The 25,472-nt window shown below is 65.5% G+C and carries 24 protein-coding genes; 13 read left to right on the forward strand and 11 right to left on the reverse strand.

All coding sequences use genetic code 11. From position 1 onward, the window contains the following. Window positions 1–10 precede the first annotated feature (10 nt). The 4 genes from ureC to DFS21_RS12120 are packed head-to-tail and all read right to left on the reverse strand — an operon-like array spanning window position 11 to window position 3,185. Entirely contained in the window at window positions 11–1,714 is a 1,704-nt protein-coding gene (gene ureC, locus DFS21_RS12105; protein ID WP_102682313.1) for an urease subunit alpha, read from the reverse strand. Continuing rightward, window positions 1,711–2,028, reverse strand: a complete 318-nt coding sequence (locus tag DFS21_RS12110) for an urease subunit beta (protein ID WP_110699374.1) — start codon at window positions 2,026–2,028, stop codon at window positions 1,711–1,713. The genes ureC and DFS21_RS12110 overlap by 4 nt, the downstream gene beginning before the upstream one ends. Before the next feature lie 10 nt (window positions 2,029–2,038). Next, on the reverse strand, window positions 2,039–2,341 hold the full coding sequence (locus DFS21_RS12115) for an urease subunit gamma (RefSeq protein ID WP_111532378.1): 303 nt from the start codon (window positions 2,339–2,341) through the stop codon (window positions 2,039–2,041). Window positions 2,342–2,351: 10 nt separating this feature from the next. Continuing rightward, window positions 2,352–3,185 carry an urease accessory protein UreD gene (locus tag DFS21_RS12120; RefSeq protein WP_111532379.1) on the reverse strand — a complete coding sequence of 278 codons (834 nt, stop codon included), beginning with the start codon at window positions 3,183–3,185 and terminating at the stop codon, window positions 2,352–2,354. Window positions 3,186–3,468: 283 nt separating this feature from the next. On the opposite strand from DFS21_RS12120, the gene DFS21_RS12125 reads away from it, so the two are divergent. From DFS21_RS12125 to DFS21_RS12155, 7 genes are all read left to right on the forward strand, one after another. Beyond that, window positions 3,469–3,837, forward strand: a complete 369-nt coding sequence (locus DFS21_RS12125) for a glyoxalase superfamily protein (protein ID WP_046855821.1) — start codon at window positions 3,469–3,471, stop codon at window positions 3,835–3,837. Next, window positions 3,834–4,187 (forward strand): hypothetical protein, encoded by a 354-nt coding sequence (locus DFS21_RS12130; protein ID WP_110699731.1) that lies wholly within the window; start codon window positions 3,834–3,836, stop codon window positions 4,185–4,187. The genes DFS21_RS12125 and DFS21_RS12130 overlap by 4 nt, the downstream gene beginning before the upstream one ends. A 134-nt stretch (window positions 4,188–4,321) precedes the next feature. Further along, a complete protein-coding gene (locus DFS21_RS12135) occupies window positions 4,322–4,804 on the forward strand; it encodes a hypothetical protein (protein ID WP_110699377.1) in 483 nt (160 codons plus the stop codon). Beyond that, window positions 4,801–5,043 carry a hypothetical protein gene (locus DFS21_RS12140; RefSeq protein WP_110699379.1) on the forward strand — a complete coding sequence of 81 codons (243 nt, stop codon included), beginning with the start codon at window positions 4,801–4,803 and terminating at the stop codon, window positions 5,041–5,043. The genes DFS21_RS12135 and DFS21_RS12140 overlap by 4 nt, the downstream gene beginning before the upstream one ends. 125 nt (window positions 5,044–5,168) lie before the next feature. After that, a complete protein-coding gene (locus DFS21_RS12145; protein ID WP_038706002.1) occupies window positions 5,169–6,188 on the forward strand; it encodes a branched-chain amino acid aminotransferase in 1,020 nt (339 codons plus the stop codon). Between the two features lie 172 nt (window positions 6,189–6,360). Beyond that, on the forward strand, window positions 6,361–7,041 hold the full coding sequence (locus tag DFS21_RS12150; protein WP_110699381.1) for a response regulator transcription factor: 681 nt from the start codon (window positions 6,361–6,363) through the stop codon (window positions 7,039–7,041). Then, the gene (locus DFS21_RS12155; protein ID WP_111532380.1) at window positions 7,019–8,410 is read left to right on the forward strand and encodes a HAMP domain-containing sensor histidine kinase; all 1,392 of its coding nucleotides are present in this window, start codon (window positions 7,019–7,021) and stop codon (window positions 8,408–8,410) included. The genes DFS21_RS12150 and DFS21_RS12155 overlap by 23 nt, the downstream gene beginning before the upstream one ends. 118 nt (window positions 8,411–8,528) lie before the next feature. Here the strand turns inward: DFS21_RS12155 and cysS are convergent, their stop codons facing one another. Both cysS and DFS21_RS12165 read right to left on the reverse strand, forming a co-directional pair. Beyond that, entirely contained in the window at window positions 8,529–9,911 is a 1,383-nt protein-coding gene (cysS, locus tag DFS21_RS12160; RefSeq protein ID WP_110699385.1) for a cysteine--tRNA ligase, read from the reverse strand. Between the two features lie 9 nt (window positions 9,912–9,920). Continuing rightward, window positions 9,921–11,624 carry a glutamine--tRNA ligase/YqeY domain fusion protein gene (locus DFS21_RS12165; RefSeq protein ID WP_023630094.1) on the reverse strand — a complete coding sequence of 568 codons (1,704 nt, stop codon included), beginning with the start codon at window positions 11,622–11,624 and terminating at the stop codon, window positions 9,921–9,923. Between the two features lie 247 nt (window positions 11,625–11,871). Between DFS21_RS12165 and DFS21_RS12170 the strand changes: the two genes are divergently transcribed. Both DFS21_RS12170 and DFS21_RS12175 read left to right on the forward strand, forming a co-directional pair. Then, window positions 11,872–12,375 (forward strand): peptidylprolyl isomerase, encoded by a 504-nt coding sequence (locus DFS21_RS12170; protein ID WP_110699387.1) that lies wholly within the window; start codon window positions 11,872–11,874, stop codon window positions 12,373–12,375. Beyond that, a complete protein-coding gene (locus tag DFS21_RS12175) occupies window positions 12,372–13,094 on the forward strand; it encodes a UDP-2,3-diacylglucosamine diphosphatase (RefSeq protein ID WP_110699389.1) in 723 nt (240 codons plus the stop codon). The genes DFS21_RS12170 and DFS21_RS12175 overlap by 4 nt, the downstream gene beginning before the upstream one ends. 71 nt (window positions 13,095–13,165) lie before the next feature. Here the strand turns inward: DFS21_RS12175 and DFS21_RS12180 are convergent, their stop codons facing one another. Beyond that, complete coding sequence (locus DFS21_RS12180; RefSeq protein WP_371926822.1) at window positions 13,166–15,472, reverse strand: acylase; 2,307 nt, start codon at window positions 15,470–15,472, stop codon at window positions 13,166–13,168. Window positions 15,473–15,672: 200 nt separating this feature from the next. On the opposite strand from DFS21_RS12180, the gene DFS21_RS12185 reads away from it, so the two are divergent. After that, on the forward strand, window positions 15,673–16,035 hold the full coding sequence (locus tag DFS21_RS12185; protein WP_110699391.1) for a fe2+ zn2+ uptake regulation protein: 363 nt from the start codon (window positions 15,673–15,675) through the stop codon (window positions 16,033–16,035). Window positions 16,036–16,071: 36 nt separating this feature from the next. Here the strand turns inward: DFS21_RS12185 and DFS21_RS12190 are convergent, their stop codons facing one another. Then, the gene (locus DFS21_RS12190; RefSeq protein WP_023632313.1) at window positions 16,072–16,260 is read right to left on the reverse strand and encodes a hypothetical protein; all 189 of its coding nucleotides are present in this window, start codon (window positions 16,258–16,260) and stop codon (window positions 16,072–16,074) included. Window positions 16,261–16,704: 444 nt separating this feature from the next. On the opposite strand from DFS21_RS12190, the gene DFS21_RS12200 reads away from it, so the two are divergent. Then, a complete protein-coding gene (locus DFS21_RS12200) occupies window positions 16,705–17,073 on the forward strand; it encodes a Mor transcription activator family protein (RefSeq protein WP_102682324.1) in 369 nt (122 codons plus the stop codon). Between the two features lie 273 nt (window positions 17,074–17,346). Here DFS21_RS12200 and DFS21_RS12210 read toward each other — a convergent pair whose 3' ends face one another. Genes DFS21_RS12210 through DFS21_RS12220 form a run of 3 tightly spaced genes read right to left on the reverse strand, consistent with a single transcriptional unit; the run spans window position 17,347 to window position 23,463 of the window. Continuing rightward, entirely contained in the window at window positions 17,347–21,021 is a 3,675-nt protein-coding gene (locus DFS21_RS12210) for a translocation/assembly module TamB domain-containing protein (protein WP_111532381.1), read from the reverse strand. Then, on the reverse strand, window positions 21,018–22,760 hold the full coding sequence (locus DFS21_RS12215) for an autotransporter assembly complex family protein (protein WP_111532382.1): 1,743 nt from the start codon (window positions 22,758–22,760) through the stop codon (window positions 21,018–21,020). Before DFS21_RS12215 ends, DFS21_RS12210 begins: the two co-directional genes overlap by 4 nt. A 52-nt stretch (window positions 22,761–22,812) precedes the next feature. Then, on the reverse strand, window positions 22,813–23,463 hold the full coding sequence (locus DFS21_RS12220; protein ID WP_102682350.1) for an N-acetyltransferase: 651 nt from the start codon (window positions 23,461–23,463) through the stop codon (window positions 22,813–22,815). A gap of 163 nt (window positions 23,464–23,626) precedes the next feature. Here DFS21_RS12220 and xthA point away from each other — a divergent pair, with 163 nt between their 5' ends. Together xthA and DFS21_RS12230 are read left to right on the forward strand one after the other, a co-directional pair. Beyond that, window positions 23,627–24,439, forward strand: a complete 813-nt coding sequence (gene xthA, locus DFS21_RS12225) for an exodeoxyribonuclease III (RefSeq protein WP_102682351.1) — start codon at window positions 23,627–23,629, stop codon at window positions 24,437–24,439. 137 nt (window positions 24,440–24,576) lie between these two features. Further along, window positions 24,577–25,455 carry a formylglycine-generating enzyme family protein gene (locus DFS21_RS12230; protein ID WP_110699399.1) on the forward strand — a complete coding sequence of 293 codons (879 nt, stop codon included), beginning with the start codon at window positions 24,577–24,579 and terminating at the stop codon, window positions 25,453–25,455. Window positions 25,456–25,472: the final 17 nt, after the last annotated feature.

Raw genomic sequence — 25,472 nt, forward strand, 5'->3', positions numbered from 1 at the left:
GTTCGCTCCTTCAGAACAGGAAATAGCGCTGCGCCAGCGGCAACTCGTGCGCCGGCTCGCACACCAGCAGCTCGCCATCGGCGCGAACCTGGTAGGTCTGCGCGTCGACTTCGATCAGCGGTTGCAGGGTGTTGTGGACCATGTCGGCCTTGCGTACCCGCCGGCAACCATGGGCCACACCGATCAGGCTCTGCAGCTTCAGTTGCTCGGGCAGGCCACGGTCCAGTGCGGCCTGGGGCAGGAAGGTCATGCGCGTGGCATGCCGCGCCGCACCCAGGGCGCCGAACATCGGCCGGTAGTGCACCGGTTGCGGGGTCGGGATCGAGCCGTTGATATCGCCCATCGGCGCTGTGGCAATCATCCCGCCCTTGAGCACCAGCGCTGGCTTGACCGCGAAGAACGCCGGCGCCCACAGCACCAGGTCGGCCAGCTTGCCCACCTCCACCGAGCCGACCTCGTGGGCGATACCGTGGGTCAGCGCCGGGTTGAGGGTGTACTTGGCGATGTAGCGCTTGACCCGGAAGTTGTCGCTGTAGCTGCTGTCCGGGGCCAACGGGCCGCGGCGCAGCTTCATCTGGTGCGCCACCTGCCAGGTGCGCAGCACCACCTCGCCGACCCGACCCATGGCCTGGGAGTCGGACGAGGTCATGGCGAAGGCGCCCAAGTCGTGGAGGATGTCCTCGGCGGCGATGGTCTCGCGGCGGATGCGCGATTCGGCGAAGGCGACGTCCTCGGCGATGCTCGGGTCCAGGTGGTGGCAGACCATGAGCATGTCCAGATGCTCGTCCACCGTGTTCACGGTGTAGGGCAGTGTCGGGTTGGTCGAGGACGGCAGCACGTTGGCCTGGCCCGCTGCGCGGATGATGTCCGGCGCGTGGCCGCCGCCCGCCCCTTCGGTGTGGAAGGTATGGATGGTGCGATCGCCGATGGCGGCCAGGGTGTCCTCGATGCAGCCCGACTCGTTGAGGGTGTCGGTATGGATCGCCACCTGGATGTCCATTTCCTCGGCCACGCCCAGGCAACAGTCGATGGCGGCAGGCGTCGAGCCCCAATCCTCGTGCAGTTTGAGGCCCACGGCGCCAGCGGCGATCTGCTCGCGCAGGGCTTCGGGCCGCGAGGCATTACCCTTGCCCAGCAGGCCGATGTTGATCGGCAGGCAGTCGGCGGCCTGGAGCATGCGCGCCAGGTACCAGGGCCCCGGGGTGCAGGTGGTGGCGTTGGTGCCGGTGGCCGGCCCGGTGCCGCCGCCGATGAAAGTGGTCACGCCGCTGGTCAGCGCCTCCTCCACCTGCTGCGGGCAGATGAAGTGGATATGCGAGTCGATGCCGCCGGCGGTGACGATCTTGCCTTCGGCGGCGATCACCTCGGTGCCCGGCCCTACCGGTACCGTGACGCCGGGCTGAACATCAGGATTGCCGGCCTTGCCGATGGCGGCGATACGGCCATGCTTGACGCCGATATCAGCCTTGACGATGCCCCAGTGGTCGATGATCAGCGCATTGGTCAGCACCAGGTCCATGGCCTCGGCCGCGAGCATCTGGCCCTGGCCCATGCCGTCGCGGATCACCTTGCCGCCGCCGAACTTGACCTCCTCGCCGTAGATCGTGAAGTCCTTCTCCACCTCCACCCACAATGCGGTGTCGGCCAGGCGCACGCGGTCACCGACGGTAGGCCCGAACATGTCGGCGTAGGCCTGGCGGGAAATCCGGCTCATGCCCTGCCCTCCAGCACGCCCATCACCTTGCCCTGAAAGCCGTACACCTCGCGCTTGCCGGCGTAGGCCACCAGTTGCACGGTGCGCGCCTGCCCCGGCTCGAAGCGCACCGCGGTGCCGGCCGGAATGTCCAGGCGAAAGCCCCGGGTCGGCTCGCGCTCGAACACCAGGGCGTCGTTGACTTCGTAGAAGTGGTAGTGCGACCCCACCTGCACCGGGCGGTCGCCATGGTTGGCCACGCTGACGCTGACGCTTTGGCGGCCGACATTGAGCTCGATGTCGCCTGCGGCGACCTGGACTTCTCCGGGAATCATGCCGGCCTCCTCAAACGATGGGTTCATGCACGGTCACCAGCTTGGTCCCGTCGGGAAAGGTCGCTTCGACCTGGACGTCGTGCAGCATTTCCGGCACGCCGGCCATCACCTGCTCGCGCACCAGCACCTCGCGGCCCAGGCTCATCAGTTCGGCCACCGAGCGGCCATCGCGGGCGCCTTCAAGCACCGCGGCGCTGATCAGCGCCACCGCCTCCGGATAGTTCAGTTTCAGGCCACGGGCCAAGCGCCGCTCGGCCAGCAAGGCGGCGGTGAACAGCAGCAGTTTGTCTTTCTCTCGCGGGGTCAGCTCCATGGCGGCTCTCTCAGGTGGCCCAGATGCGCGGCGGGCACGGCGCCAGGCCAAGCACGGCCGGGCGCAGCAGGTGCCAGAGGCGCTGCAGGTTGCGTTGCAGGTGTTGGTTGTCGTGGTCGAGCAGGCGGATCACCAGCAGTGAGCCGAGCAGCGTCGCGCCGGCTGGGGTGTCGAGTTCGTCGAGAACTTGACGCACCCGCTCCAGCATCGCTGAGTCGGCGGGCACTGCGCAGAAGGTGGCGAGCAACGGGTGCCCGGCCACCTTGTCCAGCAGCCCGCCCTCGATGCGCAGGCGCTCGTGCAGGCCGGGGTCGCCGGGCAGTTCGATGCGCAGGCGGCTGTCCAGCGCGCCCTCTTCGAAGCGCTCGTTCATCACCGGGCGACCCAGGCACAGCGTCTCCCAGGCCAGCAGGCGCGCACCGGGCTCAAGGCTGAAACAGTTGTCGAGGCAGGCGCGGGCGCCATTGAAAAATATACTGTCCTGCGGCAGCCATTCCAGAGTGCTGCCGGCGGCGAGGTGAAAGCGCTGGGCGAGCCGCGCGGTAGGGCCGATGCTGCGGTAGAACTTGCTCGCGCCGGGCATGGTCAGCAAGGCATGGCTGCCGGGCTCGAGGTGGACATCAAGTTCGAGGCGGTCGCCGGCGACGATGCCCCCTGGCGGGTGCAGCACATAGACATGGCATGGCGCACCCTCCGGATAGAACGGCCGCTGCACCAAAAGAGGTCCGACATGACGCCGCGCACCAAGGCGGGTCACGTCATCGCGCTGGACGAAGCGCAACTGCAGGTGGGCGCTCCAGCCCGGGTCTGCCTGCGGTGGATCGATCTGCTGCGCCAACGACATCCTAAAACCCCTGAAATCCATGGCCTGACGGCCGGATGAGGGCCCTGCTCGGGGCGCTTGCAGGCGCGCCGGGCTGACCACTCGATCAATATTCGCTGGAGGGATATAGCAGGGAGCGGGCCAACTGCGCAGATGAACGATGATGAAACTTTCGAACCGTCAGTCATGCCGCAAGGCTGCGGGCCAGAGCGGCTGCGCCCGGACGCGCAATTCAAGTGCCTGCCGGCGTGGCGAAGTAGGCTAAAGTGACCACCCTGCCCTTTTTCGAGCCAAGGATGCCCCCATGCAATTCGCCCCCGCCATTCCGATTCTGCGGATCTTCTCGGTCGACAAGGCCAGGGAGTTCTACCTTGATTTCCTGGGTTTCCAGCTCGATTGGGAACACCGCTTCGCCCCGGACCTGCCGCTGTACATGCAGATCCACCGCGACGGGTTGATCCTGCACCTGTCCGAGCACCACGGCGACGCCACGCCCGGCTCGGCGGTGTTTGCCCGGGTCGAGGACCTCAAGGCGCTGGAGCGCGAACTGCTGGCCAAGCGCTACGGCTACGCCCGCCCGCAGGCCGAGGCGGTCGACTGGGGCCTGGAAATGCAGGTTGCCGACCCGTTCGGCAACCGCCTGCGCTTCTGCCAGCAGATCGACAACGTCTGATGGCCAGCGGCAAGCGTGCCCTGGCGCGCCTGGAGCGGGAGATGGTCGCCTGCCTGACCGAAGCCTGCGCCACTGCTCAGGGCGAGATCGTCGGTTTCGCCTGGCTCACCCACCAGGTGGACCTCAACGACTTCCCCGCCAGCCTGCGCATCACCTGGGTGTTCACCGACGACACCGACAAGGCTCGCGCGCTGGCCGGCACGGACAAGGCACGGATGATCGCGCTGACTGGCCAGGCGCTGAGCGACGCGGGGATCGCGCTGGACCATGTGGCCTGGCATGTGCGTTTCGACAGCGAAGAAGCCTGCTGGCGCGATCATGGCGGGGACTGGAACCGGCGCTTGCGCTGAGGCCAGCCCTCGCACGGGTAAAATTACAGAAGAATCCCACAACCAATTCGGAAGCACGGAGCTTCGTTCAACTGCAAAAACCTTTCACTGTCAGGCCCTGGGAAACACGCCCCAGCAACGAAAGGGAAGTCACAGTGCAATTCGAGAAAACCTATCAAGTCATCGCCAACCGCAGCATCGTGCTTGATGTTCATGAACTGACTATTCACCCAGCAGACCGCGCACGACTTGCGATGCTTGATTTCACGAGCGCTCGGCAGGCCAGCTACCGAGTGACGGAGACCTTGATTCAGGTCTATGACCGTATGCAGGCGAAGGGCCGTCCCTGCCAGATTCGGGTATCGATCTCAAAAGCGCTCACCAGAGAACAAGCCGATGCACTAAATGACCAACGCGGGCACGTCGGTGCGCTAATCAGCACAGCTATTGGGGTACCCGTCGGCTTGGTCGCGCCAATAACCGGCGCCGCGCTGGGGGTAAGCATCGGCCCACTGGTTAGCAGCAGGTTACCGACTTATCACATGGGCGATAGGATGGTGTACATAGAGGCGACTGTCAGCGGAGGCATCGGACCGCAACGGTCAAGCCAATCGCTGATTATCCAGGCCCGCCCATGAATACCTTCATCGCCGCGGCGCTGCTCACCCTTGCAGCAGCCGTGCTCCACCACAACCTTCGCGCTGCAACGGTACGCAAATGGGCCGGGCTGTCTCTGTTTGTCGCAGGCGTGCTGGTTTGGCGGTTCCTTCCTCAGGGCCTGTACCTGGGCGTGGAGTCGTTTATGTGGGTGACATTTCTGCTCTGCACAGGCTCAGGCCTGTTCGTTCATCGTAATCGTCATCGCGACAGCGACTGACCCGAAGGAACACGCCCGGCGGATTGTGTGACTGGCCGTTCCCGATCCGCGCCGGATGTATTAAGGTGGCGGGGTGCGCATATAAAAGCAGCCCGCCGTGTTCGGGCAAGAGCAATGAGGGTGTCATGAGTAACGAAAGCATTAACTGGGACAAGCTGGGTTTCGACTACATCAAGACTGACAAACGTTACCTGTCCGTATGGCGTAACGGCGAGTGGGACAAGGGCACCCTGACCGAAGACAATGTGCTGCACATCAGTGAAGGCTCCACCGCCCTGCACTATGGCCAGCAGTGCTTCGAAGGCCTGAAGGCCTACCGCTGCAAGGATGGCTCGATCAACCTGTTCCGCCCGGACCAGAACGCCGCGCGCATGCAGCGCAGCTGCGACCGCCTGCTGATGCCACGGGTATCGACCGAACAGTTCATCGAAGCCTGCAAGCAGGTGGTCAAGGCCAACGAAAAATTCGTTCCACCGCACGGCAAGGGCGCCCTGTACCTGCGTCCGTTCGTGATCGGCACCGGTGACAACATCGGCGTGCGCACCGCCCCCGAGTTCATCTTCTCGGTCTTCGCCATCCCAGTCGGTTCGTACTTCAAGGGCGGCATGACCCCGCACAAATTCCTCATCTCCGACTTCGACCGTGCCGCCCCGCAAGGCACCGGCGCGGCCAAGGTCGGCGGCAACTATGCGGCCAGCCTGCAGCCAGGCTATGAAGCCAAGAAAGCCGGCTTCGCCGACTGTATCTACCTCGACCCGCTGACCCACAAGAAAATCGAGGAAGTCGGTTCGGCCAACTTCTTCGGCATCACCGCCAACAACGAATTCGTCACGCCGAAGTCGGTCTCGGTGCTGCCGGGCATCACCCGCCTGTCGCTGATGGAACTGGCCGAATCGCGCCTGGGCCTGAAGGTCATCGAGGGCGACGTGGAAATCGACAAGCTCGACCGCTTTGTCGAAGCCGGTGCCTGCGGTACCGCCGCAGTGATCACGCCGATCGGCGGCATCCAGTACAACGGCAAGCTGCACGTATTCCACAGCGAAACCGAAGTCGGCCCTGTGACGCAGAAGCTGTACGCCGAGCTGACCGGTATCCAGAGCGGTGACGTCGAGGCGCCAGCGGGCTGGATCGTCAAGGTCGTTTAAGCCTGTGCCGTCATGAGAAAGGGGCGTGCCAGCAATGGCACGCCCCTTTTCCTTTACTGCTGCGCCATCGCCCGGTCAGCCACGGCAGTATTGCGTAGATGAATTTTTCTTAAATCGCCGGTTGTCTATTCTTTGGCACAATCAGGTCTCCACTCGCCGCCCAGGAACCAGCATGCCACGCGTACTGACCATCGAAGACGACGCTGTCACCGCCCAGGAAATCGTCGCCGAACTGTCCAGCCACGGTCTGGAAGTCGACTGGGCCGACAATGGCCGTGAAGGCCTGGCCAAGGCCATCGCCGGCGGCTACGACCTGATCACCCTGGACCGCATGCTGCCCGAGGTCGACGGCCTGACCATCGTCACCACCCTGCGCAACCTGAAGATCGCCACGCCGATCCTGATGATCAGCGCGCTGTCGGACGTCGACGAGCGTGTGCGCGGCCTGCGCGCCGGCGGTGACGACTACCTGACCAAGCCGTTCGCCTCCGACGAGATGGCCGCCCGGGTCGAGGTGCTGCTGCGCCGCAACAGCGTGCCGATGACCCAGACCCGCCTGCAGGTCGCCGACCTTGAGCTGGACCTGATCAGCCACGAAGCCCGCCGCGGCGAACATGCGCTGAACCTGCTGCCCACCGAATACAAGCTGCTCGAGTACCTGATGCGCCACTCCGGCCAGGTGATCACCCGGATGATGATCTTCGAGGAGGTCTGGGGCTATCACTTCGACCCTGGCACCAACCTGATCGACGTGCACATCGGCCGCCTGCGCAAGAAGATCGACTCGCCCGGCCAGAACCCGCTGATTCGCACCGTGCGGGGCTCCGGCTATGCCATTGCCGAACCCGTCTAAGGGCTGGAGCTCCTCCACCAGCCGTCTGCTGGCGCTGTACAGTTTCCTGTTCGTGGCCTGGAGCAGCATCCTCATGGGGGTGCTGTACTTCGAGGTCAGCAGCTACCTGAACAAGCTCACCCGCCACTCGATGCTGCAACGCCAGCACCTGTTCGCCCACATGAGCGGCAAGCAGCTGGACGACGCGCTGGTGGCAAGCCAGGCCTTCGAGGAACGCAGCTTCGACGCCTACGGCCTGTTCGACGCCCAGCTCAACCCGATCGGCGGGCGCATCCGTGCAATACCCCCGGAGCTGGGCCTTGACGGCAAGGTCCATGAGCTCAAGCGATGCCTGGACGCCGACGACCCCCACCTGCCCCGCGACAGCTGCGATGCCGTGGCGATCAAGGTGCAGGACGGTCGCTGGCTGGTGCTGGTGCGCGACAACGGCTCGCTGTTCGTGGTGACAAGAATCATCCTCGATGCCCTGCTCTGGGGTATCTCGCTGACCTTGATCCCTGGCTTTGCCGGCTGGTACCTGCTGCGGCGCCGGCCGCTCAAGCGCATCCGCGCGATCCAAGCCCAGGCCGAGCTGATCGTCTCCGGCGACCTCACCCACCGCCTGCCCCTGTCGGCCCGGCGCGACGAATTGGACATGCTTGCCGCCATCGTCAACGCCATGCTCGACCGCATCGAGCGGCTGATGCACGAGGTCAAGGGCGTCTGTGACAACATCGCCCACGACCTGCGCACTCCGCTGACACGCCTGCGTGCCCAGCTCTACCGCATCCGCCAGCAAAGCGGCAGCGACTCCGCCGAAGGCGAGGCGCTGGACCAGGCGATCGGCGAGACCGACACGCTGATGGCACGCTTTCGCGGCCTGCTGCGCATCAGCGAACTGGAAGACCGACAGCGCCGCGCCGGCTTTGTCCGGCTCGACCCGCAGGCGTTGCTGGTGGAGCTGCATGACTTCTACCTGCCGCTGGCCGAAGATGGCGGCATTCGCCTGCACCTGGAGCAGCCTGCGCAGCTGGCGGCGCTGCATGGCGACCGGGAGTTGCTGTTCGAGGCACTGGCCAACCTGGTGGGCAATGCCATCAAGTTCACCCCCGAAGGCGGACAGGTGCGTATCGTCGCCAGCGAGGACGAGGCCGGCGTGCATATTGCAGTCGAGGACAGTGGGCCGGGGATCCCGGCGGATGAGCGCGAGGCGGTGTTGAAGCGCTTCTACCGCAGCGAGGAAGGCCATCGCCACGCGGGGTTCGGGCTGGGGCTGTCGATCGTCGCGGCGATCGTCGACCTGCATGGGTTCGGGCTGGAGGTGGCCAGCAGTGCACTGGGTGGGGCAAAACTGGTGCTGCATTGCCCGTTGGCGGGGCCGGCAAAGTAGCAGCCTGAAAAGCATCGCGGGGCGAGCCCGCTCCCACGTTGACACCCAATTGCAGGTGCGTCGACGTGGGAACGGGTTTGCCCCGCGATTGGGCCGCACAGCGGCCCCGGTTGCAGTATCAGTCCGCCAGGCGCCAGGTGGTGGTGCCCTTGCTGTCTTCCAGCACCACGCCCATGGCGGCCAGTTGGTCGCGGATGCGGTCGGATTCGGCCCAGTTCTTGTCGGTGCGCGCCTGCAGACGCGCCTGGATCAGCGCCTCCACTTCGGCGGCATCGACCTTGCCCTCTGCACCGGCGCGCAGGAAGTCATCGGCTTCCAGTTGCAATACACCCAGCACATCCCCCAGCTCGCGCAGACGACCGGCCAGGCCGGCGGCGGCCTCGGGGTCGCTGTCACGCAGGCGGTTGATCTCGCGCACCAGGTCGAACAGCACCGCGCAGGCCTCAGGCGTGCCGAAGTCGTCGTTCATCGCCACGGTGAAACGCTCGACGAACGCCTCGCCACCCTGGGCAGCCACGCGCGGCAGGCCACGCAGCGCATGGTAGAAACGCTCGAGCGCGCCCTTGGCGTCGCGCAGGCTGTCCTCGGAGTAGTTGATCGCGCTGCGGTAGTGGCTGGCCACTAGCAGGTAACGCACCACTTCCGGGTGGTACTTGTCGAGCACATCGCGGATGGTGAAGAAGTTGTTCAACGACTTGGACATCTTCTCGCCATTGATGCGGATCATGCCGCAGTGCATCCAGGCGTTGGCGTATTGCTTGCCGGTGGCCGCCTCGCTCTGGGCGATCTCGTTCTCGTGGTGCGGGAACTCCAGGTCGCTGCCGCCACCGTGGATGTCGAAGCTCTCGCCCAGGCAGCAGGTGGACATCACCGAGCATTCGATGTGCCAGCCCGGACGGCCCGGGCCCCACGGTGAATCCCAGTACGGCTCGCCGGGCTTGACGCCCTTCCACAGCACGAAGTCCAGCGGGTCCTGCTTGGCCTCGTCGACTTCGATGCGCGCGCCAATGCGCAGGTCTTCGATCTTCTTGCGTGACAGTTTGCCGTAGCCGACGAACTTGCCGACCCGGTAGTAAACGTCGCCATTGCCCGGCGCGTAGGCGTAACCCTTGTCGATCAGGGTCTGGATCATCGCGTGCATGCCGGGGATATGGTCGGTGGCACGCGGCTCCAGGTCCGGCTTGAGGATGCTCAGGCGGCGCTCGTCCTCGTGCATCGCGTCGATCATTCGGGCGGTCAGCGCGTCGAACGACTCGCCGTTCTCGTTGGCCCGGTTGATGATCTTGTCGTCGATGTCGGTGATGTTGCGCACATAGGTCAGCTCATAGCCGCTCTTGCGCAGCCAGCGGGTGACCAGGTCGAAGGCCACCATGCTGCGGCCGTGGCCCAGGTGGCAATAGTCGTACACGGTCATGCCGCACACGTACATGCGCACCTTGTTGCCGTCCAGCGGCTTGAAAACTTCCTTGGTCTTGCTCAGCGTGTTGTAGATGGTAAGCACGAAGGTTCCTCAGCTGCCCCACGAATCGCGCAGGGTCACGGTGCGGTTGAACACCGGGCGACCCGGCTGGGAGTCTTTCAGGTCGGCGCAGAAGTAGCCTTCGCGCTCGAACTGGAAGCGGTCTTCTGGCTGGGCCTGGCCCAGGGAAGGTTCCGCGCGACAACCGCTGAGCACCTGCAGCGAATCGGGATTGATGTTGTCGAGGAACGTGCCGCCGTCTTCGGTCTTCTCTGGGTTGGCCGAGCGGAACAGACGGTCGTACAGACGCACTTCGCACTCGATGCTGCCTTCAGCCGGCACCCAGTGGATCACGCCCTTGACCTTGCGGCCTTCGGGGTTCTTGCCCAGGGTGTCCGGGTCGTACGAGCAGCGCAGCTCGACGATGTTGCCTTCGGCGTCCTTGATCGCCTCGTCGGCGCGGATCACGTAGCTGCCGCGCAGGCGCACTTCACCGGCCGGCTCCAGGCGCTTGTAGCCCTTGGGCGGCTCTTCCATGAAGTCGTCGCGGTCGATGTACAGCTCGCGGGCGAACGGCAGCACGCGCACGCCCATGTCTTCCTTCGGATGGCGCGGCAGTTCGAGCTGCTCGACCTGGCCCTCGGGGTAGTTGGTGATGACCACCTTCAGCGGGCGCAGCACGCACATGGCGCGCGGCGCGGTGCGGTCGAGGTCGTCACGGATGCTGAACTCGAGCATTGCCATGTCGACCACGCCGTCGGAACGGTTGGTGCCGATCATCTCGCAGAAGTTGCGGATCGAGGCCGGGGTGTAGCCGCGGCGGCGGTAGCCCGACAGGGTCGACATGCGCGGATCGTCCCAGGCCTCGACGTGGCCTTCGTCCACCAGTTGCTTGAGCTTGCGCTTGGAGGTGATGGTGTAGTTCAGGTTCAGGCGGCTGAACTCGTACTGGCGCGGGTGCGCCGGCACCGGCAGCTTGTCGAGGAACCAGTCGTACAGCGGACGGTGGCTTTCGAACTCCAGGGTGCAGATCGAGTGGGTGATGCCTTCGATGGCGTCCGACTGGCCGTGGGTGAAGTCGTAGTTGGGGTAGATGCACCACTTGTCACCGGTCTGGTGGTGGTGGGCATGGCGGATGCGGTACAGGATCGGGTCGCGCAGGTTCATGTTCGGCGAGGCCATGTCGATCTTGGCACGCAGCACGCGCTCGCCGTCCTTGAACTCGCCGGCCTTCATGCGGGCGAACAGGTCCAGGTTGTCCTCGACGCTGCGCTCGCGGAACGGGCTGTTCTTGCCTGGCTCGGTCAGGCTGCCGCGGTATTCCTTGGCCTGCTCGGGGGTCAGGTCGCAGACGTAGGCGTTGCCCGACTTGATCAGCTCCACGGCCCAGGCGTGCAACTGGTCAAAGTAGTCGGATGCATAGCGCACCGGGCCTGCCCATTCGAAGCCCAGCCACTTGACGTCACGCTGGATGGAGTCGATGTACTCCTGGTCTTCCTTGGCCGGGTTGGTGTCGTCGAAACGCAGGTGGCAGACGCCGCCGAATTCCTTGGCCAGGCCGAAGTTGACGCAGATCGACTTGGCGTGGCCGATGTGCAGGTAGCCGTTGGGCTCCGGCGGGAAACGGGTGACGATGCTCTGGTGCTTGCCCGCGTCCAGGTCAGCCTGGACGATCGGCCGCAGGAAGTTCACAGGGACGGCGGGGGCGCCTTTGGCAGCGGCGTTTGGCGCGTTGTCGGCAGTGGGCTTGCTCATAGTGTCCTTGAATGCAGGTAGCCGGCCGGGTAGGCCGATTGAATCAAAGGGCCTATCATAGCCGAAGCAGTCAAGCTGCTGACAGCCGGAGCACCTACAAAGTGGCGCGTTTTGTCGCCGCAGCGGTCTACAATCCGGCACAATGGCGCCCCAGTGGCGTGTGCCGCGGCTGCCTGATCCTGCGTCAGGTTGTCCGAGCGCAGCGCGCACCCTATTTCCCGAATGCCTTGAAAGAGCGAATTTCAGCATGTCCAAAGTCAAACTGAGCACCAACCACGGCGATATCGTCATTGAACTGAATGACGAAAAAGCCCCGATCACCGTGGCCAACTTCCTCGAATATGTGAAGGCCGGGCACTACAGCAACGTCGTGTTCCACCGTGTGATCAAGGGCTTCATGATCCAGGGCGGCGGTTTCGAGCCAGGCATGAACGAAAAACGTGACAAGCGTGCCAGCATCCAGAACGAGGCCGACAACGGCCTGAAGAACGACAAGTACACCATCGCCATGGCCCGTACCATGGAGCCGCACTCGGCCTCCGCGCAGTTCTTCATCAACGCCTCGAACAACGACTTCCTCAACCACAGCGGTAAGAATGTCCAAGGCTGGGGCTACGCCGTGTTCGGTAAAGTGACCGAAGGCACCGAGGTTGTCGACGCCATCGAAAAGGTCGCCACCGGTTCCAAGTCTGGCCACCAGGACGTGCCGAAAGAAGACGTGATCATCGAGAAAGCCGAGATCATTGAGTGATACTGCTGATCTCCGATCTGCACCTGCAAGAAGAACGCCCGGACATCACCCGGGCGTTTCTTGATCTGCTCGACGGCCGCGCCCGCCACGCCAAGGCGCTGTACATCCTCGGCGACTTCTTCGAGGCCTGGATCGGCGACGATGCGATGACGCCCTTCCAGCAGTCGATCTGCCAGGCCCTGCGCCGGCTGAGCGACAGCGGCACGGCGATCTACCTGATGCACGGCAACCGCGATTTTCTCATCGGCCAGGCGTTCTGCGACGCCGCCGGCTGCACCCTGCTGGCCGACCCCAGCGTGGTCGAGCTAGGTGGCGAGGCGGTGCTGCTGATGCACGGCGACACCCTGTGCACCCGCGACGTGGCCTACATGAAGCTGCGCCGTTACCTGCGCAACCCGCTGACCCTGTGGATCCTGCGGCACCTGCCGCTGGGCACGCGGCACAAGCTGGCGCGCAAGCTGCGTAGCGAAAGCAGCACGCAGGTGCGCATGAAGAGCACCGAGATCGTCGATGTCACCCCCGAGGAAGTGCCCAAGGTGATGGCCGCCCATGGCGTGCGCACCCTGGTCCACGGCCACACCCACCGGCCGGCATTGCACAAGCTGGTGGTCGACGGCCAGCCGGCGCGGCGTATCGTGCTGGGGGACTGGGATCGTCGGGGCTGGGCGTTGCAGGTGGACGAACAGGGTTTCCAGCTGGCCCCGTTCGACTTCTCCTGAAACAGCGCGGGACAAGCCCGCTCCTACAACTCTCGTAGGAGCGGGCTTGCCCCGCGCTGCCATCTACGGTGCTATTGGGCGCTGACCACCTGTCCCTTGTCCCGCTCGCTGATCACATACTGCCGATACTGCGGATCAGCCTTGATCTGCGCTTCTGTGAACGGTATCGGCGCCAGTTGCTTGGCCGCAAAGGCTCGGGTCTGGTCGGCGGCATGCACCGACGCCCGCTCGCTCGACAGCGAGAACGCCAGCAACCCTTGGGCCTGCGGCCCCTGCTCGGTGAAGCTGACCACCTGCAGATAGCTCGAACCACTGACCACCAGGCGCTTGCCCGGCCCCACCGGCACACTGACCATCGCGTTGTAGACGCCCAACGCCTGCGGCCCGCCGGGCACCGGCGTGCCATCGGCGGCCTGCTGAATCTGCCCCCAACTTTGGTCGGCGGCGATACCGGCCTCGCTCACCTGCGCAAGCGAGCCCAGCGCCGCCTCGTGCAGCAGCCTGCGCACCGCGGCCTGCTCCACCGCCAGGCCACGAGGCGTGTGCAACGGGTCGGCCGGGTCGAACGGCACGCGCCAGCTTTGCGGATGCTCGGTCAACGCGCCGGCGATATTGATGAAATGAACCAGGCCGATACCGCTGCCCTGGTCGGCCTTGCCGGTCCACGCCTGCAGGCTGGCGCACACCGACTGAATGTCCGCCTCCACGCCCTTGCACCATTGCAACAAGTCCGGCATCAGCAAGCTTGCCTGGTACACCTCGTCATCGAACACCATGCGCTGCAGCTCGGCGACACCCAGCTTGGCGTTACCTTGCAGGCGCTGCAGGGCGAAGCGGCTGCGCATGCCCAAGGGCTGGTCGGCACGGCTGACCAGCGGTGAGTAGCCGGTCAACGGCTGGGCCGGGTTGGCCATCCACGCTGAATCGTTGGCGTGCTGCACATAGTCGCGCCGCTCCAGGCTCGGCAACAGGCTCGCTGGAAAAATGCCTGGCTGTGCAGCCTGCGCATCCACCTTCCATTGGCAGGCGCTGCGCGAACCGTCAAGCACCACCAGCGGGCCCGACGCGCCCGGGTTGCTGCACTGCTCCAGCATCCCCTGGTCGACATAGGGCACCACCGACTGATTGAGGTACAAGGCCTGGCCAGCAGCGTCCACTGCCAAGGTGTTGACCCAGGGGATGCCCTGCAGCTCGCCCACCGACGCCTTCAGCGCCTGCAGGCTGTCGGCACGGTTGATCCGGTACCACTGCTGCAATACCCGGGTGTTGTCGAGGTTGGCGTCGCGCAGGCTGTAGGCGGCGTGATTGTCCCAATCCAGACGGCCGGGCCATTGCACCACAGGGCCAAACTTCGACAGGTGAATCGTGCGTTCGACCTGGCTAAGCGTACCGTCCTTACCCTTCACCGTGATCGTTAGCAGCTTGCGCTCCAGCGGCAGCGACTGGCCGTCATACAGGTAGCGGGTGGCATCCTTGGGGTCCAGTTGCAGGCGGTAGAGGGTGAAGTGCTTGGAGGTGTCGACCGTGTGGGTCCAGGCCAGGTGCCGGTTGAACCCGATATTGACCACCGGCAGGCCCGGCAACGCCGCTCCCATCACATCCAGTTGGCCGGGGATGGTCAACTGCATCTGGTAAAAGCGCATCCCGCCAATCCACGGGAAGTGCGGGTTGGCCAGCAGCAGCCCGCGGCCATTGGCCGAACGCTCAGCGCCCACGGCCACGGCATTGCTGCCACGCTCGGCGGCGAACTGCGCCTGTCGCGCCAGGGCCACGCTGTAGTCGACCGCCGGGCGCTGCGCCGCCAGCTTGGGTGGCGTCGCGGCGACCACGGCCTCGACGAATTGCCCCACACCGCCCTCGGCCAGCAAGCGCCGGGTCAGCTTGACCAGATCGCGACTGGTGATCGGTCGTAGCCACTCCCCTGCCCCGCACTCGGCCGGCAGCCCCTCGGCCCGCCGTTCACCCAGGGCACGGTTGTAGCCGTTGGCATAACCGTCAAGCAGGTCGCGCACCGCCACCGGCTGCGCCTTGAGGAAACTGTCTACCGCCGCAGGCTCGTTGAGCCAGGTAAAGAACAGGTCGCTGGAGAGATTGTCACGCTGCTCGACCGTCTTGCCGTCGGCACCGAAATAGCGGGAGCGCTCGCCATTGACGGTCAGTACTTCGCCAGCCAGCAGGCACAGGTTGTCCTGGGCATAGGCGTAGCCGATGCCGTAGCCCAGGCCACGCTCGTCCTTGGCCAGGATATGCGGCACGCCGAAACTGGTGCGACGGATCTGCGCGGAGGCCTCGCCATCGACCTCACGCGCCTGCAGGGTCAGGCTGGAAGCGACCAGGGCAGCGGCAAAGCCCAGGCGAAACAGGGGAAGAGGGATCACAGGCACTCCTCGTGCTTATCGGGGTCATCCCGAACAGACGAATGGCCAGATGAAAATTTTACGTTCGACGCAGTGCTGCAACGTTCTCAACAGAACGTGTCAGATTTTTTTCACCGGGGGTTGCAGTTTTGTCGAGCTCAAACGTCTTTAGATGTGAGGCACCGATGATTTCGGGACAGTCCACGAAAAGGAGCATTCACATGTACAACCCGCAACAAGCGCTAGCGGCGCAGCCTGCACCCAGCCAGGCTGCCGCCTCCCAGGAGGAACGCGTGGGCAACGAACAGATCCGCGAGCTGCTGCGCGCCTACGGCCTGCGCACCAGCCTGATCCGCCTGAAGGTCATCGACGCCCTGCACACCGCCGGCCGCAATGGCCGCAGCATTGGTGTGCGTGGCGTGCATGCGCAACTCGAGCAGTTGGACATCCCGCTGTCGTTCCTGAGCGTGCGCGAGGTGCTCAAGCGCCTGTGCAGCGAAGGCGTGATCAACCTGGGTAGCGACAAATGCTACAGCCTGAACCCTCAGGCCCGGGCCGTGCTCGAGCAACCCGCCTCGCGCTGAGCACATGGCCGGCAAGGATATGCCGGCCCGCCTGCTTCAGGGTTTCACCTTGCGCCGCAGGATCCCGTTGATCACCACCACGACCACCGCAATGGCGATGGCGACGTACTGGAATGTCTGCTCGCTGATAGTGCCCTGCTTCTGCAGGTAACTTAGGCCAAGCATGATCCCCAGGACCACCAGGATGATCAGGATCGAATATTTCAGGCGCTGCACGTGTGTCATCGGAGGTTCCTTGCGACATCGGGGACATGAGGCTCCAGCGGAGCCGACGCCATGATACCTCGGCCGCTTGCCCCTCGCTGCAGTTCCTGCCGGCTCCCCACGCAGCAATCCCCCCTTTCCTGCCCCTGCCCCACGGTAGCGTCGAGATGCGCCCGTAGGTGCATGTCTAGGTAAGCTACCCAGTAAGCCATCATGGAACCCTTTCTCTAGATGGTTTGGGGCCTGCAGCGCAAGGGTGAAGGCATTTCCTACTTCAAGGCGTCCGGCTGCCCGCAAACAACAGACAAGGACGACTACAAGCCCCGGTCCGCTTCGGCCCTAGCGACTTTTTCCGTCGCTGTTCGAAAATCTGGCCACGCCACGCGGACCTCCCCGTGGCAACCGTCGCCGCAGCCCACCGGGACCTCGGCGCCGGCCAAACCCAATGACGGAAGGAACCATTTCGTGGAAATGCCAGACCTGAGCAACATCGACCTCACCCAACTGCCTCAGTCGCTGCAGGCACTGATCGAATGCATCGGTTTGGACAACGCCTACCGGCTGACCCATGCCTTTGGCGGACGCCCCAAGTACATCCCCAAGCATCGCCAACGCACGAAACTGGCCGATGTGCTGCCGCCCGAGGCGCTTGATGCGCTGATCCAGCGTTTCGCCGGCCTTGCCCTGGAGATCCCCAAGTCCGACCACTTCCAGCGCCAGCTGCGCAACCAGCAGATCCAGCGGGAGAGCGCCAGCGGGCTGTCACGCAGCCTGCTCGCCGACAAGTATGGATTGAGCCTGCGACAGATCGGCAACATCCGTAGACAGGCGTAGCCAGCGCCTGGTCAAAGGGGGAATGCCGTGCCTGCCAATCTCAGAAGGCGCGGGGCAACTCTGCTGCAATCGACCGTGCGAAGGTCAAGTCGCTGCCACGGCGACCTCGAACTACTTTTCGCCGTCCTCGAGCGGTGTGCTCCACAGCACCAGCTCGAGCGCCGCGGCAATCTGGATACGGTGGTCGGCGAATGAAATGGCAGCAGGCCTGGGCGCGCTCCAGGCGCCGGAGCAAGGTATTGCGATGCGTACCCAATACGTCGGCGGTCTGGATCAGAAATCGCGCTTGTAGAAGATATCCAGCGAGCTGGCCAGGCCGCTCGCGGCTTCCAGGTAGACCTTCTTGCTGAGCTTGTAGCGCAAGGCAATGGTGTTGGCCGGCTCGAACACGCCCACGCCATAGCGCAGGCTCAGGCGCTCGGTGAGGTTGCCGCTGGCCACCACGCTGGTCTTGTTGCCCGTGCCCTGGGTGTCGAGCTGGAAGTCGTCGATACCCAGGTTCGAAGCCAAGCCGCCGGTCAGGCCGGCGCTGCCCATCAAGCCTAGCCCCAGCGCCGCCTCGGCAAGCATGTTGCTGTCCTCGCCGGAGCTGTTCAGCGGCCGGCCCAGCACCAGGTAGGACAACGCCTGCTCCTGGCTCATCGCCGGCTCCGAGAACACCTTGGTGGTCGGCTGCTCGGCGCTGCCGCTCAGGCGGATGCCGGCGATCACGTCGTCGACCTTTCGGACCGCCTCGATGTCCAGGTACGGCTGGTCGATGGGGCCGGCAAACAGCAGCCGCGCGCGGCGAATGGTCAGGCTCTGCCCATACTGCCGATAGCGTCCGTCGGCCAAGCTCAGTTCGCCCCGGGTATCGAGGTTGTCGCCGATATGCACGTGGCCCAGCAGGTTGGCGGTCAGGCCGAAGCCCTTGAACGACAGTTTTTCGCTGCCGACATCGACATCGATGTCCATCGCCACCGCCATCGGCGGCTTGCCCTGCTCGGTCTGGTGGCCGACGATCACCGTGTCGTCCGAGACCTTGACCGTCGACGGCGGCAGCTCGCGCACGGTGATCTTGCCCTTAGGCACCTGCACCTTGCCGGTCACCGCCAGTTTGTCGTCCAGCAGGCGAATGCTCAGGTCGGGCGCCACTTCCAGCGCCGCGTAGGGCTCGACGCTGACCGGCAGCTGCTGGCCTTTCAGGCGCAGGTCCATACCCAGCGCCTGGCCCCAGGTCATATGCCCGGTCAGTTGCCCACGCCCTGCCGCACCACTGTGCCAGTTGCCGTTCAATTGCACCTGCTCACCGGCGATCAGCGCCTGCAGCGACAGGTCCTCCAGGTTCACCGGCAACTCCGCGCCGCTGACCTCGCCACCGCTCAAGGCCAGGCTACCATTGACCTGGGGCGCAATCAGGCTGCCAGACAGGCGCCCGCTGCCGTTGAGCTGGCCGGCCAGGCGCTCGACCATCGGCAGGAACGGCCGAATGACCGACAGCTCAAGCCCGGCCAGGCGGAAATCACCGGACAACGGCTTGTTACGGCCCAAGGGATCAAGACGGGTGTTCACATTCAACTCACCCAGGCGCTCGCCCCGGAAGTCCAGGCGGGTGTCGACCCGGCGTGGCGCCAGGGTGCTGTCCAGGCGCAGCACCTGATAGGGGAAGTCGACCCAGCGGTCCTTGTCGCGTACCCGCAGGGTGCCACCGCCGGCATCGACGCGGATGCTGCCCTTGGGGCCGCTGGCCGGGATGTCGAGGTTGATGTCGGCGTTGAGCAGGCCCTGCCAGGCGAAGTCCTTGGGCAGCCACTGCGCCAGGCTGTCCAGCGGGAACTGCTTGAGGTGGTAACGCAGGCGCGGCTCCGGCGCCAGGCGCTGGTCCTCGCCGCACAGGCTGGCTTGGCCGGAACGCCAGCAATGGGCGCCGAAATCGAGCTGGCCGCTGGCCAGGCGCTGCAGGCGCGCCGGGGCCTGCAACTGCCAGTCCTGGCCGCCGGCCTGGATGCGCCCGCTGGCCAGGCGACCGCGCCAGTCGCCCTTGGCCAGGGCGCCATCCAGCGCCAGGTCGAGCTTGAGTTGCGGGCCGTCGAGGGCCAGGGTGGCAGCCTGCTGGCGAAGATCGCCCTTGCCTTGCACATCAAGGCTGCCCAGGGCGGTATCACCCACCCGGATACCGCCGGCCTTGAGCGTCAGTTGTCCGCGCTGGGCATTGTCCAGCCGGGCATCCAGGTCCAGTCGCTGCACGCGGTTGTCGGCCTGGCCCAGCTGTTGCCCCTGCAGGGTCAGGGTGCCTTGCGGTGCGGCCAGGGTGCCGGCCAGGTCCAGACGGCCCTTGGCCTGCCCTTGCAGCTGCGGCCAAAGCTGGCCCAGGCGCGGCAGGTCGAGGTCGACACGCCCGGCCAGGCGTTGCTGCACGCTGGCGCTGCCATTGATGCGGTTGTCGCCCAGCTGCACCGCCAGGCTGCCCAGGGTCCAACGCTCGCCCGCGCCTTCGGCGTCGACCTTGACCAGCGCCGGCTGGCCGCGCAGGCGCCCTTTGAGGTCCAACTGAGCCTTGAGCCTCAGTTGTTCGTGCTTCAATTCGCCCTGGCTGCGCAGCGGGCCGGCCAGGGTGCCGGGCAGCTCCGCCAGCCAGTAGGCCGGATCCAGGGCCGACAGTTGCAGGTCGACATCCCAGGCCAGGGTGTCGGCAAAACGCAGGGCGACACTGCCGGCGGCCTTGCCCTGCCCGGCGCTGAGCAACAGTTGCGACAGGCGTACCTGACCGAGGTCGCCGTCGAACGGGCTGGCTAGGCTGAAGGCGCCGGCCGGGCCGTCCAGATCGCCGTTGACCACCCCTTTGTAGCTGCCGTCGCGGTACTGCACCTGGGCGTTGAAGCGCTTGAGCGTGACCTGGGGCGCCGTCTCCAGCGGGTACAGGCGCAACCAGGGGAAGTCCAGCCAGTCGAGGCTGGCATCGGCGCTCAGGCCTTGCTGCCAGTCGGCGTTGGCCTGCAGCTTGAGGCGTTGCTGGTCGCTGGCGTTCAGGTCCAAGGCATCGAGCCGGGCACCCTTGGCATCGACCTTGCCGGCCAGCACCAGGCCGATCGGCCCTTGCTCGGCGGGCAGCGTGGCCGAGCCGGACAGTTGATACCCCTTGAGCAAGTCACCCTGGGCATCGAGCCGCAGCTGGTCGAGTTGCAGGGTGTCGGGCAGCTCGGCGGCGGGTTTGAAGCTGTCCGCGCGAATGCTCAGGTGGGCCGGCAGGTGCTCGGCCAGGGCCTGCAGCTCACCGCTCAGCCGTGCGTCCAGATAGCCACTGCTGGTGGCGTCGACGGCAAGGGACTTCTGCAACTCGCCCTTGGCGCTCAACGCCAGTTGCCAAGGCTTGCCATCGACCGCGGGCAGTTGCAGCGTACCTTGCAACTGCAGCGGCCAGTCGCCTTGGGGCGTAAGGTCGCCCTGCACGTCCAGGCGCAGGTCGTCGCGGCGCAGTTGCAGGCTGTCCACGCGCAGGCCGCTCGCAGTCCAGTGCGCGGCCAGGCTAAGGTCGCCCAGCAGGTCGCTGCCATCCAGGCGCAGCTGGCCCAGCTTGACCTCGCCCAGCTCGATGGCCAACGGCAGATTCAGCGTCGGCAGTTGCAGCGGGCCGCTATCGGGCTTGTCCTCGCCCGGGGCGAAGGCCATGTCGATACGCTCGGCCTGCAGACGCTCGACGCACAAGGTGGCGCGCAGCAGGCAGGCTGGCGACCAGTCCAGTTGCGGGGCCTGCACCTCGACACGGTCTTCGCCCGCCGTCCAGCGCAGTTGGCTGGCCTGCCAACTGCCGCCGAGGCGTCCGGAAAAATCGCTGACTTGCAGCCCCGGCACCAGGCCCAGCACCCAGCGGCTGCCGCCCTGGGTACCCAGCACCAGGCTCAGCGCCAGGACGATCAGCAACAGCAGGCCCAGCAGTGCCAGCAGGATGGGTTTGACTACACGCGTCACAGCTCAGGCCCCATGGAGAAGTGCAAACGAAAACCACCGTCGTCATCCAGGGCGCGGGCCAGGTCCAGGCGCAGCGGCCCCACCGGCGACACCCAGCGCACGCCGATGCCGACGCCGGTCTTGAGGCTGGGCAGTTCCAGCGAGTTGAACGAATTGCCCTGGTCGATGAAGGTCGCCAGGCGCCATTTCTCGGCAATCGAGTACTGGTACTCGGCGCTGCCGGCCACCAGGTAGCGCCCACCGATGCGGTCGCCCTGGTTGTTCTTCGGTGACAGCGACTGGTAGTCGTAGCCGCGCACGCTCTGGTCGCCACCGGCGAAGAAGCGCAGTGACGGCGGGATGTTCTGCTGGTAGCCATTGGTGGCACTGCCGCCGAACTGCACGCGGCCAAGGAAGCGATGGTTCTGGCCCAGGGTGGTCAGGCCCTTGAGCAGCACGTTGCCGTGGATCAGGTTGGTGTCCGAACCCAGGCCCTCCTTGGCCGCCTGCAGGTCGAACTGCAGGCGGTAGCCATTGTGCGGATCGATGCGGTTGTCGCTGCGCAGGTAGGAGAAGCTGACACCCGGCATCAGCAGGTTGCTCAGCCCCGAGTCGTCGCCCAGGCGATACTCCTCGCGCTGGTACTTCAGCGAAATCACCCGCTGCCAGCCGCTGGGCAGCTTGCTGTGCCACTCCGGGCCGACGGTGAGCAGCTTGCTCAAGGTATCGGTGCCGGAAATCTCCTCGTTCTGGTAGCCGCCGGCGAAGCGCAGCTTGTCGGTGAGCGGCGGGTCCAGCGGAACGTCGTACCACAAGCCGACGTTCTGCCGTGGCGCCGACAGCTCGGTTTCCCAGCCGTAGCTGTGCCCTTGCGGGTTGACCCAGTGGCGGGTCCAGTTGGCCTTGCCGCGCGGCCCGACGTCGGTGGAGAAACCCAGGCCCAGGCCGAGGGTGCGTGGCTTGCGGGTGTCGAGGTGGACGTCCACCGGAATGTCCTCGCCCACTGCGGCGGTGGGCGCGGCGTCCACGCGCACGCTGTCGAAGTAGCCGCTGGACTGCAGGTCGTTGTTGAGTTCGGCGATCAGTTCCGAGTCGTACGGGGTGCCGGGCTTGAACCCCACCATGCGCTGCAGCAGGTCGTTGTCCAGCGGCGCATCGCCAGCGAAGCTCACCGCGCCAAGGCGGTAGCGCGGGCCACTCTGGTAGACCAGTTCGATATCGGCCACACCGGCCTGCGGATCGACCGCCAGGCGCTGGCGCTCAAAGCGCCCGGCGAAGAAGCCGTAGCGCGAGGCCTGGTTCTGGATCAGCCGCTTGGCGTCCTCGTAGGTGCCGTGGTTGAGCTGCTCGCCCGGGCGCAGCGCCTTGCTGTCGGGAATGCGGAACACCCTGAGCTCGCTGGCCGGCCCTTCGATACGCACGGTCACGTTGCGCAGGCGAATCGGTTCGCCGGGCTCGACCTGGATGATCAGTTGCGGTGGCTTGTCTTTTTCGGCCGGCGCCTTGACCTCGGTCTCGACCCGCGCCTGGTAATAGCCCAGGGCCTGGGCCGCCTTGCGCGCCTGCTCCTCGGCGCCCCGGCTGAAGCGCAGCAAGGCCTCTTCGTCGCGGTCACCCAGGCTGCCGATATACCCTTCGATATTGGACTTGAGCGCCTTGTTGGCGGGTTTGACCCGCACCAGCAATTCGCTCTGCGCCCATGCCATGGAGCTGGCGGCCAGCAACAGCAGGCCCCAGCCAAGTCTTCCTGAATACGTCATGCGCGGCATGCTACCAGAGCGCAACGGCCAAGGGGCTTTCAGAAAACGCCTGTCACAGGTTCGCGACCCTCGACGAGCGCGGGTTGGGGTGGAAGAACACCCGCTCGCGGATCGGCCCTACGGCGATCTCGCCGATCTCTTCATAACCCTGGCGCTGGTAGAACGCCAGGTAGTGCGCATTGCCGGTGTCCAGCACCACGCCCTCGGTACCGGCGTCCTCGGCGCACCAGTCATGCACGGCCTGCAGCAGTTGCTCGCCGTAGTGCTGGCCCTGGAACTGCGGATGCACGCCCAACAGCGGCAGCACATGCACCTTGTCCCCCGGCAGGCAACCGGCCAGCGCGGCCTGGTAATCCAGGTAGCGGCGGGTGCAGCGCAGGCCGGTGCCGAGGATCATGCGCAGGCGCCAGGCCCAACTGTCGGCCACGCCGAGCCGGCGTTGCGGCGGCACGATCAGCGCCAGACCGATCAGGCGATCCTCCAGCAACAGGCCGATCGCCGGCAATTGCAGATAAAAGTGCTGGCGCACCCACTCGCGCACCATCACCCGCAGACGGCGCTCGTACCCGGGGCGCTGGGCCTCGAACAGCCAGGCGAAGGTCGGTTCGTGGCGGTAGGCATGGTAGAGCAGTGAACGCGCCTCGCGGGCGTAGCCAGCGTCGAGCAGGCAGATCCGGGCCGGGGCGGCGATGTCGTCGGGCATTGCGGGCAGTCCTCCTGGAATGGGCGTACAGGGCCTTGGAACCAGATTCCGGCGCTGGGTTCACCTCCTCCAGCACGTTAGCAGCGCCCGCAGCGCGGCGCCATGCTGGCCGTGGCCGGCGATGTCGGCTAGCATCCGTGGCTTTTACCAGGATCGTCTTTCCATGAAGATCGTCTCGTTCAACATCAACGGCCTGCGCGCCCGCCCGCACCAGCTGGCGGCGCTGATCGACAAACACCAGCCGGACGTGATCGGCCTGCAGGAAACCAAGGTCAGCGACGATCAGTTCCCGTTGGCCGACGTCGAGGCACTCGGCTACCACGTGCACTACCACGGCCAGAAGGGCCACTATGGCGTCGCCCTGCTCTCGCGGGAAAAACCGCTGTCGCTGTCCAAGGGCTTCGCCAGTGACGAGGAGGACGCCCAGCGCCGCTTCATCTGGGGCACCTTCGCCGATGCCGACGGCACGCCGATCACCATCATGAACGGCTACTTCCCCCAAGGTGAAAGCCGCGACCACCCCACCAAGTTCCCGGCCAAGCAGCGCTTCTACAGCGACCTGCAGGCCCTGCTCGAAGGGCAGTTCAAGAATGACCAGCCTGTGGTAGTGATGGGCGACCTGAACATTTCGCCCCAGGACTGCGATATCGGCATCGGCCCGGACAACGCCAAGCGCTGGCTTAAGACCGGCAAGTGCAGCTTCCTGCCCGAAGAGCGCGAGTGGATGGAGCGTCTCAAGGGCTGGGGCCTGGTCGACAGCTTCCGCCACCTGTACCCGGACGTGGCCGACCGCTTCAGCTGGTTCGACTACCGCAGCCGCGGTTTCGAGGACGAGCCCAAGCGCGGCCTGCGCATCGACCTGATCATGGCCTCCCATGGGCTGCTGCCGCGGGTCAGGGCCGCCGGGGTCGACTATGAGCTGCGGGGGATGGAAAAGCCTTCGGACCATGCGCCGATCTGGCTTGAGTTGGGCTGATTGCGTACGGGCTGCGCGATTACAGGCGCAGCCCTACCACACCTGGATACAAATCCCCCTTAAACATCGCCTCGTTCAGTTCGTCCAACAGCACGAACTCCCGCTGTCTGCCCAGCAACCCTGAACAAGGCTTTCCCATGACCGCACCCCTGAACCGCCTCACCCTGGCCGCCCTGCTGGTCGCCTGCAGCCTGCCGGCCCTGGCCGCGGCGCCCGCGCACAAACCTGGCAGCGTGTTCCGCGACTGCGCCAAGACCTGCCCGGAAATGGTGGTGCTGCCCGCCGGCAGCTTCATGATGGGCACCCCGGATGACGAAAAGGGCCGCCAGGACGACGAAGGCCCGCTGCACGAGGTCACGTTCAAGAAAGCCTTTGCCGTCAGCCAATACCAGATCACCAACGGGGAGTGGAAGGCCTACCTCAAGGCCACCGGCTACAAGGTCCCCAACGGCGATACCCGTCCGGGCCGCGAGTGCATCGCCGGCGTGCCGCGCTACCAGCAAGGCGACCGCCAGCCCGCCGTGTGCCTGAACTTCCACGAAGCCGAGGCCTATGCCGGCTGGCTGTCGAAGAAGACCGGCAAGGTCTACAAGGTGCTCAGCGAATCCCAGCGCGAGTACGCCGTGCGCGGCGGCAGCACCGGGCCGTTCCCCTTCCCGCTCGATGACAACGACGAGCAGAAGTACCAGATCTCCAAGCACGCCAACACCTACGGCCCTACCGACGGTTTCTCCTTCACCTCGCCGGTCGGCAGCTTCCCGCCCAATGCCTTCGGCATCTATGACGGCCACGGCAACGTCTACGAGTGGACCCGCGACTGCTACGTCGACAGCTATGCCAGCGCCCCCACCGACGGCAGCCCGCAGACCAACAGCAGCGAATGCGAGGATCGCCGGGTGATCCGCGGCAACGACTACACCGAGGCGCCGATCTTCTCGCGCTCGGGCAACCGCAACGAGCGCAGCTCCACCCTGCGCGGCGACTGGATCGGTTTCCGCGTCGCCCGCGAGCTGTAAGCCCTGCCCCGCCCCGG

The organism is Pseudomonas sp. 2848 (assembly GCF_003253945.1).
In the GTDB taxonomy this organism is placed as follows: domain Bacteria; phylum Pseudomonadota; class Gammaproteobacteria; order Pseudomonadales; family Pseudomonadaceae; genus Aquipseudomonas.

What these genes read in the sequence shown, in the direction of transcription:
- ureC (WP_102682313.1), bottom strand. Translation starts at nt 1,714, where the DNA reads ATGAGCCGGATTTCCCGCCAGGCCTACGCCGACATGTTCGGGCCTACC.
- DFS21_RS12110 (WP_110699374.1), bottom strand. Translation starts at nt 2,028, where the DNA reads ATGATTCCCGGAGAAGTCCAGGTCGCCGCAGGCGACATCGAGCTCAAT.
- DFS21_RS12115 (WP_111532378.1), bottom strand. Translation starts at nt 2,341, where the DNA reads ATGGAGCTGACCCCGCGAGAGAAAGACAAACTGCTGCTGTTCACCGCC.
- DFS21_RS12120 (WP_111532379.1), bottom strand. Translation starts at nt 3,185, where the DNA reads ATGTCGTTGGCGCAGCAGATCGATCCACCGCAGGCAGACCCGGGCTGG.
- DFS21_RS12125 (WP_046855821.1), top strand. Translation starts at nt 3,469, where the DNA reads ATGCAATTCGCCCCCGCCATTCCGATTCTGCGGATCTTCTCGGTCGAC.
- DFS21_RS12140 (WP_110699379.1), top strand. Translation starts at nt 4,801, where the DNA reads ATGAATACCTTCATCGCCGCGGCGCTGCTCACCCTTGCAGCAGCCGTG.
- DFS21_RS12145 (WP_038706002.1), top strand. Translation starts at nt 5,169, where the DNA reads ATGAGTAACGAAAGCATTAACTGGGACAAGCTGGGTTTCGACTACATC.
- DFS21_RS12150 (WP_110699381.1), top strand. Translation starts at nt 6,361, where the DNA reads ATGCCACGCGTACTGACCATCGAAGACGACGCTGTCACCGCCCAGGAA.
- DFS21_RS12155 (WP_111532380.1), top strand. Translation starts at nt 7,019, where the DNA reads ATGCCATTGCCGAACCCGTCTAAGGGCTGGAGCTCCTCCACCAGCCGT.
- DFS21_RS12165 (WP_023630094.1), bottom strand. Translation starts at nt 11,624, where the DNA reads ATGAGCAAGCCCACTGCCGACAACGCGCCAAACGCCGCTGCCAAAGGC.
- DFS21_RS12170 (WP_110699387.1), top strand. Translation starts at nt 11,872, where the DNA reads ATGTCCAAAGTCAAACTGAGCACCAACCACGGCGATATCGTCATTGAA.
- DFS21_RS12185 (WP_110699391.1), top strand. Translation starts at nt 15,673, where the DNA reads ATGTACAACCCGCAACAAGCGCTAGCGGCGCAGCCTGCACCCAGCCAG.
- DFS21_RS12190 (WP_023632313.1), bottom strand. Translation starts at nt 16,260, where the DNA reads ATGACACACGTGCAGCGCCTGAAATATTCGATCCTGATCATCCTGGTG.
- DFS21_RS12215 (WP_111532382.1), bottom strand. Translation starts at nt 22,760, where the DNA reads ATGACGTATTCAGGAAGACTTGGCTGGGGCCTGCTGTTGCTGGCCGCC.
- DFS21_RS12220 (WP_102682350.1), bottom strand. Translation starts at nt 23,463, where the DNA reads ATGCCCGACGACATCGCCGCCCCGGCCCGGATCTGCCTGCTCGACGCT.
- xthA (WP_102682351.1), top strand. Translation starts at nt 23,627, where the DNA reads ATGAAGATCGTCTCGTTCAACATCAACGGCCTGCGCGCCCGCCCGCAC.
- DFS21_RS12230 (WP_110699399.1), top strand. Translation starts at nt 24,577, where the DNA reads ATGACCGCACCCCTGAACCGCCTCACCCTGGCCGCCCTGCTGGTCGCC.